Origin of the sequence: Phormidium tenue FACHB-1052, assembly GCF_014696675.1 — a bacterium.
Classification (GTDB): domain Bacteria; phylum Cyanobacteriota; class Cyanobacteriia; order Phormidesmidales; family Phormidesmidaceae; genus Nodosilinea; species Nodosilinea tenuis_A.
The window spans coordinates 240493-251353 of the sequence record NZ_JACJQN010000006.1 but is presented as its reverse complement, the minus strand read 5'-3'; the positions used below and the strand labels follow the sequence as shown (position 1 = coordinate 251353).

The 10861-nt window shown below is 55.2% G+C and carries 4 protein-coding genes; 1 reads left to right on the top strand and 3 read right to left on the bottom strand.

What is annotated here, in order from left to right:
- Window positions 1-95: 95 nt before the first annotated feature.
- Window positions 96-4034: an NB-ARC domain-containing protein gene (locus H6G07_RS11040; protein ID WP_073608234.1), complete on the bottom strand. Its 3939-nt coding sequence runs from the start codon at window positions 4032-4034 to the stop codon at window positions 96-98.
- 82 nt (window positions 4035-4116) lie between these two features.
- Between H6G07_RS11040 and H6G07_RS11035 the strand changes: the two genes are divergently transcribed.
- Complete coding sequence (locus H6G07_RS11035; protein WP_073608235.1) at window positions 4117-4476, top strand: CU044_2847 family protein; 360 nt, start codon at window positions 4117-4119, stop codon at window positions 4474-4476.
- A gap of 268 nt (window positions 4477-4744) precedes the next feature.
- Here the strand turns inward: H6G07_RS11035 and H6G07_RS11030 are convergent, their stop codons facing one another.
- Window positions 4745-8578, bottom strand: a complete 3834-nt coding sequence (locus H6G07_RS11030; RefSeq protein WP_084173078.1) for a WD40 domain-containing protein — start codon at window positions 8576-8578, stop codon at window positions 4745-4747.
- Window positions 8544-10754 carry an AAA-like domain-containing protein gene (locus H6G07_RS11025; protein WP_073608237.1) on the bottom strand — a complete coding sequence of 737 codons (2211 nt, stop codon included), beginning with the start codon at window positions 10752-10754 and terminating at the stop codon, window positions 8544-8546. The genes H6G07_RS11030 and H6G07_RS11025 overlap by 35 nt, the downstream gene beginning before the upstream one ends.
- Window positions 10755-10861: the final 107 nt, after the last annotated feature.

Sequence of the window (10861 nt, the reverse complement as noted above, 5' to 3'; positions counted from 1 at the left end):
CCTGAATTGGATCCGGTCTCAGCAATGACCCAAGGGGCAGAGAGTATTGCTCTCCCGCCTATCTAGCTGTCGTCATCGGACACGTTCAGTGTCGTCTAATAGACGGATTCATCGTTAATCTGGCGGGTCACCTCCAATGCCTCCGACAGTAGCTCTGGAAGTTGTTTCGCCAGTTCCCTCAAGGTACTGGCGCGGACGGATTCAATGTTAATCTGACGGGTCATCTCCAACGCCTCCGGCAACAGCTCTGGCGACAGATGCTCCACCAGTTTACTCAGGGCCAGGGCGCGGGCGAATTCAGAGCGAATCTGACGGGTCACCTCCAACGCCTCCGGCAGCAGCTCTGGCGGCAATTGTTTAGCCAGCTCCATGAAGGCTATGGTGCGGGCGAATTCATCGCGAATCTGACGGGTCACCTCCAACACCTCCGGTAGCAGCTCTGGCGGTAGTTGTTTCGCCAGTGCCCCGAATGCTCTAACGCGGTAAGATTCATCGCGAATCTGACGGGTCACCTCCAACGCCTCCGGCAGTAGCTCCGGCAGTTGTTTCGCCAGTTCCATGAGGGCCATGGCGCGGACGAATTCATCGCGAATCTGACGGGTCACCTCTAATGCCTCCGGCAGCAGTTCTGGCGGCAGATGCTCCACCAGTTCACTCAGGGCACTGACGCGGTCGGAGTCATCGGTAATCTGACGAGTCATCTCCAACGCCTTCGGCAGCAGCTCTGGCGGTAGATGCTCCACCAGTTCACTCAAGGCACTGGTGCGGTCGGATTCATCGCGAATCTGGCGGGTCACCTCCAGCGCCTCCGGCAGCAGCTCTGGCAGTTGTTTCGCTAGTTCACGCAGGGCATTGGCGCGGTGAGACTCATCGGTAATCTGACGGGTCACCTCCAACGCCTTCGGCAGCAGCTCTGGCGGTAGATGCTCCACCAGTTCACTCAAGACCCTGGCGCGGGCAAATTCATTGCGAATCTGGCGGGTCACCTCCAACGCCTCCGGCAGGAGTTCTGGCGGCAGTTGTTTCGCCAGTTCCATGAGGGTCACGGCGCGGTCGAATTCGTCACTGAGCTGACGGGTCATCTCCAACGCCTCCGGCAGCAGCTCTGGCGGCAGTTGTTTCGCCGGTTCCCTCAGGACCATAGTGCGGTGAGATTCGTCACTAAGCTGATGGGTCATCTCCAACGCCTCCGGCAGCAGCTCTGGCGGTAGATGCTCTACCAGTTCACTCAGGGCATTGGCGCGGTCGGATTCATCGCGAATCTGGCGGGTCACCTCCAGCGCCTCCGGCAGCAGCTCTGGCAGTTGTTTCGCTAGTTCACGCAGGGCATTGGCGCGGTGAGACTCATCGGTAATCTGACGGGTCACCTCCAATGCCTCCGGCAGCAGCTCTGGCAGTTGTTTCGCTAGTTCACGCAGAGCCATGGCGCAGTCAGATTCATCGGTAATCTGACGAGTTACCTCCAATGCCTCCGGCAGCAGCTCCGGCGGCAGCTGATTTGCCAGTTCGCTTAGAGCCTTGGCGCGGTACAAGAAGCCTTCACGACGACGCCTAGCGCTACCATAACGATCCTGAATCTGGCGAATAGCTGACAGCACATTTGGCCAATGAGCTGGGAACCGGGTGGCCAGCTTACTCAGCACAAATGACCGGTAGCCCGCGTCATGAATTTGATAAATGATCCTCAGCATTTCGGGCAGCAAAGACTCTGGCAGATAAGGCATTAACACAGAAATACACTCGGCCCGTCGCCAAGGATCCTGGGTCTGCTGCGCATAGGCTAACCCTTGGGCAGGTTGCCAGATTTTGTGACAAACGAGAGCATCCAACAGTTCTGCGGGCACATTACTGGCCAGACTGTTGAGAGAGGTGCGAATGAGGGCGTAGCGAAAGAGTAGAGCTAGGGTTGTCTCTGGCTCAGCCTCATAGCGTATTTCGGCAACCCTCCAAGCCCGAGCCAAGTCATTTACAAAGCCAGCCGGTTTGCCGATGGCATCGCAGGCGTCATACCAGCCATTGCGGCCCGCCGTACTGGTCTCTTGCAGCAGTTGGTGAACTGCTTCAGGGCGTTTAGCCTGCTCCATATGCCAGGTAAGGAAGGCATAGATATAGCCATCATCGGTTAGGGTATGCCACTGGCCGTTTTGAGTCTTAGACCGGTAGCGCTCCAGCAGCTGGTCGTGGGCTTCGGCTTTGGTGAGCCCTAACCCAGGTAAGTCTCCCGCTTGAGCGGGGTCGGGTGGGCTGGTTAATAGCCGTTGCGCCAGGTCATGCATCAGGTCGTGCAGCCGGTAGGCACGTTGGTTACCGGCTTGTTTCGCCCCTGACAGCATCAACGCTTTAGCGCTAAAGAGCCGCAGAATCACCCCAGCTTGGCGAGGGGTGACCTGCCACAAGGTCGTGGCCATCTCTTGGGTCAAGTTGACGTCTTCCGGCACGATGCCTAGCCAGGCAAACTGGCGAAGCTGCTCAGTGGATAGTTGCTTCAGGCTGAGGTTGAAGCAGGCTAGCAGGCTGTACTTACGCCGCTTAGCGTCGTCGGGAATGTCGTCTTGGCTATAAACATCTAAGGTTTCCAGGCGAGCCACCTCAGCCTGAAAGTCTTCGAAGAGTTCAGCCCAGCTCACACCTTCTTCAATTTGGGTGGCAGCCAACTCTAGGGCCAAGGGCAGATAGCCCACGCGGTGAGCAAAGGCTAGGGCTTGTTGGGTTTCATCTTCTCGTGGAGGCTCGGATAGCTTTTGGGTCATCAAGGCCATTGCCTGCTCTGGGCTCATCACATCCAGGTCGTAGCGATGAGCTTCGGGGATGCGGGCTTCGCGGGTGGTGACCAGCACACAGCAGGCATTGCCGCCAACCCGAAAGGGCTCCAGGTGTTCTGGATGCCACACGTCGTCCACCACAAGCAGGGCTTTTTTGTCGTAGAGCAGCGTGCGTAGGTGCACAGACGCCGGTTCGATGGCGGTGGGCTTGTAGTCGGTGTCGCCTAGGGCTTGAATCCAGCCGCTGAGCAGGGGCAGGATATCAGGACTTTGACCCAGGGTGGCCCAGAGAATACCGTCGGAGAACCGAGCTTGAATGGCTTCCTCATGGGCTAGCTTGGCGGCCAGCACCGATTTGCCAATGCCTCCCAGCCCATAGATAGCGCTCACCACCAGGGTGCCAAACACTTTCGGATTGGTGGAGAGTAGGCAGTCTCTTACCGTCTGCTGATACTCGGGCCGCTCCACAAAGTGCTCCGGCAACGGCGGCATCTGTAACGGAATGTCGTACCGCTTCCGGGGCGGGGAGATATTGCGCCCAGCACCGCCGCTCGTAAGTAGAATCGTTCCCTTGCTCTCGCAGCGAAAGGCTTGGATTTGCCCTCCTAGAGCCGCCTGTAGGTGGGCGGTTAACGAATGGTTGGTGACCTCGCCAGTATCAGCGTTGTTGGGATCGAGCCCAGACAGCAGCGCCTTTGTCAGCACGCTGTAGGCAGACCCTGGATTTTGATACGAGGCTTCAAAATCGCGGGATGAGGTAATGAAGTAGCGATCTCTCACTTTGCCCGTTTGGGCCGAAATCACTGAGTCAAAGTTGAGCAAATTGCCGCTATTGCAGCAATCGAGCCAGATGATTTGCTGCTTAACCTCGCTTTGCTCTAGCTGAGATCTGAGCCATTGCAACTCGACGCCCAGGTCTTCGTCTGGGTTGGCATCGCTCGAAGCAAGATAGCCATCGGTAGCGCTCAAGCTGCTTTGCCAGCCGTGCCCCGAAAAGTACAGCAGCGCCGTATCGGGCGATTGAGTTCTGGTTTTAGGGTTAAACAGCTGAGCGATTGCCTCTCGCAGCTGCTTTCGCGTTACCTGCCCACTGAGGCCAACTTGGGCAGTGTCATCTTTAAACGCCTCAGGCAGGCGGCGCACCGTGGTGAAATGGCCATGCTTCTCTAGAATCTGAGCAATGGCTTCTGCATCAGCGGCAGGAGAGGTTAGATTACCTAACTGGCCATGTCGGTACTGATTGATTCCAATGATCAGAGCATCCCGACTCATGCGTTAGCCAGTATTCTAAACAGCAGATTCGCCCCCAGTATGGCCTTTCTCCCTGCTGATAAGCTAATTATTAAAGGCACCCATGACTCAACTAGCTCCGCTAACCCTCGACGATGGCACTGTCATTTACATCGAGACAACCGGCACTTTAGACGAGGTTCCCGCAGACACCTCTAGCCTCCCTGAAGGAACCACCCGCACGGCCAAAGGGGCGAGTGAGCAAGTTGTGCGGAGTTTTCAGGCGATGCAGGGCACCATTCGCGCCTACACCAGCTACACCCTCAATGCGTTCAGGCAGATGGCTGGGGCTAACGTCGACAAGGTAACGCTCGAATTTGGGGTGAAAGTAGCTGGGGAAGCCGGGGTGCCATACGTCACTAAGGGCACGGCTGATGCGAATCTCAAGATTACAGTGGAGTGTTCGTTCCCCAAGGAAAGTTGAGACTACATCATCGGAGATTAGGCTTTTATCAGACAGCGAAGTTACTCGGTCTAGTTTCCCTGTAAGGCGCCCACCCTAAGCTGAGTAACTGAGCTGAACACTTTGGCCAAAGTGCTGTTAACCCATGTCATTACCAAGCTGGCAATCCTTCGACCAAACGGCAAACTGAGTTCTAAATTAACGGAAATAGGATCCTTATAGCTCTACTGATAGCACGGACAAGTATCCCTCATAGCGTTCTACCTGAGTTACTCAGCTGACATCGTAGTCACCATGGCAAAGCCTCTGTGATGGTTGTGAACGCCGAGGATATAGGGTTTAGCCAGCTCACGGATGCAGGCTGTGAGGCATCAGCCAACTCAGGGAGATCATCTTTGCAAAGTTCTTTGTGTTCGGTGGGGGTAGCGGGGTCCATCATATAGTCACGCAGCCAGGAGCAGCTCTTGGCCATCAGGTCATTGAGGTCAAGGTTCCAGATAATGACCGTACCATCATAGTCAGCGCTAGCGATTGTCTGGCCATCTGGCGCAAAACTCACACTATTAACGCTAGATGAATGGCCTTCTAGTATCTCCAACTCCCACCCTTTCACATCCCATAACTTCACTGTGCGGTCGCTGCTGGCGCTGGCTATCGTCTTACTATCCGGCGCAAAACTTGCACTATTTACGCTAGCTGAATGGCCTTCCAGGGTGGGCAACTTCTTCCCGTTCACACCCCAAAGCTTTACCGTGCCGTCATTGTGGGAGCTTGCAACCGTCTGGCCATCCGGCGCAAAACTTACACCATTGACCCTGGATGAATGGTCTTCTAGTATTTGTGGCTCCCGACCACTCACATCCCACAACTGCACCGTACCATCGTCGCAGCCACTAACTATTGTCTGGCTGTCTGGCGCAAAACTCATATCCGTAACACTACAAGAGTGACCTTGCAACGTCTGCAGTTTGTGTCCCCTCCAGTTCCACAGCTCCATTATGCCGCCGTAAGCACTTGCACTGGCTATCATCTGGCTATTTGGCGCAAAACTCACAATAGAACTTATTTCAATAGACGGATTCCTAGCTATTTCCTCTAGGGATTGCAACTCCCGACCGCTTGTACTCCAAATCCTCACCGTACCATCATCATTGGCGCTTGCGATCATCCGGCTATCCGGTGAAAAACTCACATTCCTAATTCCAGACGAATAGTCCCTTAGAGTCTGCAACTCCCGACCGCTTGTGTTCCAAAGCTTCACTGTGCCGTCGTAACTGGCACTTGCAATTATCTGGCTATCCGGTGAAAAACTCACCCAATTAATGCTGGACGAATGACCCTTTAATGCCTGCAGCTCCCGACCGCTTCTGTCCCATAGCATCACCGTACCATCAGCGCTGGCACTGGCAATCGCCTTGCCGTTGGGAGCAAAACTCACACTAGAGACGCTAGCCGAATGACCGCGTAGGGTCTGTAACTCCTGACCGCTTATATCCCACAACTTCACTGTGCCATCAGCGCTGGCGTTGGCAATCGTCTTACCGTCGGGGGCAAAACTCACACTAGAGACAATAGGCAGACCATCACCACCTCCCAAGGTCTTTGGCTCTTGCTCCTGTCTGCTCCACAACTTCACCGTGCCATCAGCGCTGGCGCTGGCTATTGTCTGACTATCTGGAGAAAAACTCACGCTAGTGACGCCAAACGAATGACCGCGTAAGGTCTGTAACTCTTGCCCCTGTCTGTCCCACAACTTCACTGTGCCGTCAGCGCTGGCGCTAGCAATCGCCTTGCCGTTGGGGGCAAAACTCACACTAGAGACACTAGCCGAATGACCGCGTAGGGTCTGTAACTCCTGACCGCTTATATCCCACAACTTCACTGTGCCATCAGCGCTGGCGCTGGCAATCGTCTTACCGTCGGGGGCAAAACTCACGCCAGAGACACTAGGCAAACTATCACCATCTCCTAAGGTCTGTAACTCTCGACCATTTCTGTCCCACAGCTTCACCGTGCCATCAGTGCTAGCGCTAGCTATTGTCTGGCTATCCGGAGAAAAACTCACCCAATTAATGGATAAATGGCCTTTAAGGGTTTGCAGTTCGTGCCCGCTTTTATCCCATAGCTTGACACCATCACTACTAGCAAAGGCGAGGATTTGGCCATCTGGGGCAAAGGCCACAACACTCTTATCGGAAAAGGAATGGGTCGCCAGAGTTTTACGGTATAAGTAACCATCGTAGTTATAAATTTCCCGTAAGGCCGCCACAGCTTGTAGCCGCACTGCTGGACGCAGCAGAGTCTGAGGCAACGCTACCATTTGTTCAGCCTTGGCAATCTGCTTGACTCTGCTGATTGTCGTAACAGTGTTACCTGTCTGGAGGTTAGCCTCCTCCTGTCGAATTCGATTCCCGAGTTCTAGGGCTGCTAGCCATGCCTTAAAATTCAAATCAGAGTCCATCAGCTTCTCGACCCTGAAAATCTTTGCTCGAATTTCAGAGTTGAACGACTCTACCTCAGCCCTCTGGCTAGCTTCGTTGGCTAGCTGTGTCTGCTCCTGAGCCTCAGCTGTCTGGGTTATTGCTGCTGCTTCTCCAGCCTGTGCACGCTTTTGAGCTGCTTGAGCCAGCTGTCGCTGCGCTACCTCTGCCTGCCGAGCCCCTTCTGCGGTAAGTCGTTGGTAGTCCGCCTCTTCTCTAGCTTTCAGGGCAAGATCCCTCTGTTCCAAGGCATTGTCTTTTGCTGCTTTCGCATTGGCCTCGGCCGCCAAGGCCTTTCGCCCCTCTTTTTCTACTTGCTCTAAAGCTTCTTGTGCATCGTCTCGGGCTTTTAGGGCCTGACGAGCGGATTCATCAGCTCGTGAAGCTTCAGCCGAGGCCAAACCTTCCTGCTTCAGCGCATAGTTTCTCTGATTCAGTGCATAAATAGACAATACCCCAAGGGCAAGAATCCCCGCTGTCAACCCAGCAATCAGCGGTATCGCCGGTTTCAATCGCTCCCACAAGCTCTCCGGCCACTGCTTCCGTATCCACTGCTGGTCAAACACTCGGGCATAGATTGGGTTCCGTACCTGTAGCGCTGCCCCCACTCGCTTAACAATACCCGACAGTTTCAGGTGCGCTTTCACTACCGACTGGTCTTCGTCATATACCGGCTGTCGCCCCTGCCGCACCGCTCTATAGGTAACCAACACCCCTAGCACATCTTCTGCAGGGGCGCGCCCCATCAACATGCTCTGCACAAACTGTAGATTATTGTCTTGCTCCCGGCGCTCTCCGAAAAACAGCTCGCCAATTAGATCCTCCACCGCCGCTGCCGACCAGGTGGGCCGGGGCTGCTGCACTACCGCTTCACATACCCGTTGGGTTAAGTAGGGGTGCCCCCCAGTCCACTGCAAGATCCATCGCAGAACTTGTGGTGCTGCCGCCGCAGATAGTCCCAGCCCAGCTGCTAGGGGTAGCGTCTCAGCCTCAGTAAAGTCTTGCAACTCAACTAGCTTGCCAATATTGAATGGCGTCCGCTTTTGGTCAGTGATTAGCTCACTGGGGGTCGCTACTCCAATCAGCACAAACGACAACTTCTCAAAGGCCGGATTCTCGGCCCGCGCCGTAAAGCAGTAGCGCAGGGCAATGAAGAAGTCATCGGTAAAGCCCAGACTCAAGGTGCTGTCGATTTCGTCGATAAACACCACTAGCTGCTCAGGTATCTGTGGCAACACCACATCTTCTAAAAACTGCACTAGCCGCTGGGCCTCTCCCAGGTTGTTGTGGGCCTCCCACCAAGTCATTAGTTCTGGCAGCAGGCGCAGCTTGCGGGCCAACTCCGTCAGCAAGCCAAAGTACCATTTGTCTGCCGTGGTGGTCTGCGCCCCCAGCCGCTGTAAATCCACAATTGCCGCCTGCACTCCTTCCCCTTGCAGCCGCTCCGCCGTCGCTACCATTAGGCTCGACTTGCCCATCTGCCGCGAGGTCAGAATGTAGGCATATTCGCCTCGCCGACAGAGCTGAAACAGCTCCTCATCGGCCTGGCGAGTCAGGTAAAGACCATCCTGAGCCTGAACGGTGCCACTGGTAGTAAAGACGACTGGCTTATTCACGCAGGTGCTCCCTAAAGTACTCGGCATAGAGACGGCAGCGGGGCTGCACCTGGCGACCCACCCGCCGCACCAGTCCCGCCCGCTCTAAACGGCGCAGCACCTGTTCATCGCTACAGGTCTGGCTGCGAATTACCTGTAGCATCCCTTGCACCAAGTGGGGCTTATCATCCATCCGAAACAAGTGATAGCGCAGGTGCCCACCAAACGGCCCCTGGTCTACAGTGGCGGCATCAAACACATCGGCAGCGGTCATATTGCCGCTAGCCGCCTCGTACAGCGCCTTGCGGGTCAGGTAGGGGTGACCGCCTACCCAAGCCATCAGGGTCTGCTGGTCAGCCAGGCTCAACACTCCGTTGTGGCGACGGTTTAGCTCGGCCACCTCGGTCTCGTTAAAATCCTTCAGCGTCAGCGAGGTGCCCACGTTAAAAGGTGACTGGTTCAAGTCTTGAATGAGCTGGTAGGGCTCGGTGCAAGTGACCATGGCCAGGTCGAGAAGCTTCCACACCGGCTCGAAGGCGCGCTCATTGTGCCAGCTGCGCAGCATAGAGAAAAACTCATCTCGAAAGGGGGCAGCAATCAGCTTATCCACCTCATCCATAGCCAAAAAGATCGACTGGTTTACCTCCGCTAGCAGGTAGTCTTGCACATAGTAGGTGCAGCGCAGCGGGTTACCCAGCGACTTGTACTTATCCCAGTAGGTATCCACCTGGCTAGGCAGCCGCAGGCTCACCGTCATCCATTCACAAAAGCGACGATAAAATAGGTCGTCTTCGGTTAGGGCTGCGATCTCTAACCGCTGAAAGTCAAGAAAGACCACCCGCTTTTGCTGCTGCCGCGCCTGGGTAATGGTGCGAATCAGCAGAGAGCTTTTGCCCATCTGGCGTGGCCCTAAAATCGTCACCGTGCCACCCTTACGCTGCAGGGCCGACAGGGCTTTTGTGTCTTCTGCCCGCTCAATGTAGAATTCCGACTCAGTATCCATCGACCCCTCGGGCGGCTCCAGCGGTATCGCCAGGGGCGTGTGATAGGCCGGCGGCTGGGCCAAGGGCGTAGGTGGAGCCAGGGAAATGGGAACCGTTCGCTGCAATAACTTTTGTTTGGCAATCTCAGTATCGATGGGCAGAGAATTCCCGGCCAAGGCGCTCTGCAGCTGGGTGATGAGCTGAGGGGTATCAGTGGGGGTTTCCAAAAATGCCCACTGAAGTGGATCAAGATACTGGTTGAGTGGATAGGGAAAGGGAGCTGTATGGGCCAGCCGCACTGGAAAAATCTTCGGAAGGCCATGCCGATCATTCGCTGCCTCATAAGCCAGCTCAATCTCTTGCTGCACCATTTCACTCTGTAGTGAGGTGGCTGACAGAAGCACAATTAGCACATCGGCTTGAGCAATCTCGCGCTTAATTGCTTCCACCCAAGGCGTGCCTACCACCATTGCTTGATCGATAAAGACTTGGTGTTGGCTGCTCAACGCCGCGTAAATATCTAGCGCTACAGGTTCATCGGGTTCCACCCCCCGCTTATAGCTGAGAAAAATGCGGACTTGGGTTTCTGCCTGCGGCTGGGGCGTGAACACGGGGCTAAAATTACGAGACTTTGTTGACTCGGGCGCAAGATCAGGTTTTATCAATTGGGGCTTTCCCTGCTTCAAGACTGGGGTAGCGGTTTCGGGGATACCCTCCAGATCAATGGCGGTGAGGCCAAACTCAAAGGCGTCAGGATAGGTACGGTTATACCCAAGGCCGTCGTAAAAGCCTTTGGCAAACTCGATTGCAGCCCGATCTCCAATTGCCCGATTCATACCGATTACGTACGGCCCTAATGTTGCCAGAGCCGTGGCCTGCACTTCCGAATAGCAGGCATTGAGCAGCACACATTCAATACTGGGGAACTGCTTAAACAACCGGGTCAGCGCCGCCGTGTTCACTAGCTTGGCCTTGCCTTGGCCATCTTCCAGGGTGAGGCCATCCTCCCCATCGCCGTGGCCCGAAAAATGTACGATATGGGGTTCATGCTCTAACAGCGCCCTCCGCAAATCGTCGGTGCGCACCGCCCAGCGAGATGTGACTTCAAATTGCTTGCGGCCATCCGAGCGCTTCAGGCCTTCCTGAATTTCGCGCACTTCAGCATCTAAACGCAAACGACTTGTATCAGTTGGATTAGCCGCAAGAATAAGGATGCGACGAACAGGAGGCTGGGACGGCATGGGCAACGTTGAGCGGTGAAACGCTCGACATGGGTAGAGCAGTAGCTAATCCACAGGGCTTAAGCAAGAATTATGGCATCACTACACCATGCCAAGACCAAATTCGT

Excerpts from the sequence above, each read along its gene's own strand:
- H6G07_RS11040 (WP_073608234.1), bottom strand. The coding sequence starts at position 4,034 with ATGAGTCGGGATGCTCTGATCATTGGAATCAATCAGTACCGACATGGC.
- H6G07_RS11035 (WP_073608235.1), top strand. The coding sequence starts at position 4,117 with ATGACTCAACTAGCTCCGCTAACCCTCGACGATGGCACTGTCATTTAC.
- H6G07_RS11030 (WP_084173078.1), bottom strand. The coding sequence starts at position 8,578 with ATGCCGAGTACTTTAGGGAGCACCTGCGTGAATAAGCCAGTCGTCTTT.
- H6G07_RS11025 (WP_073608237.1), bottom strand. The coding sequence starts at position 10,754 with ATGCCGTCCCAGCCTCCTGTTCGTCGCATCCTTATTCTTGCGGCTAAT.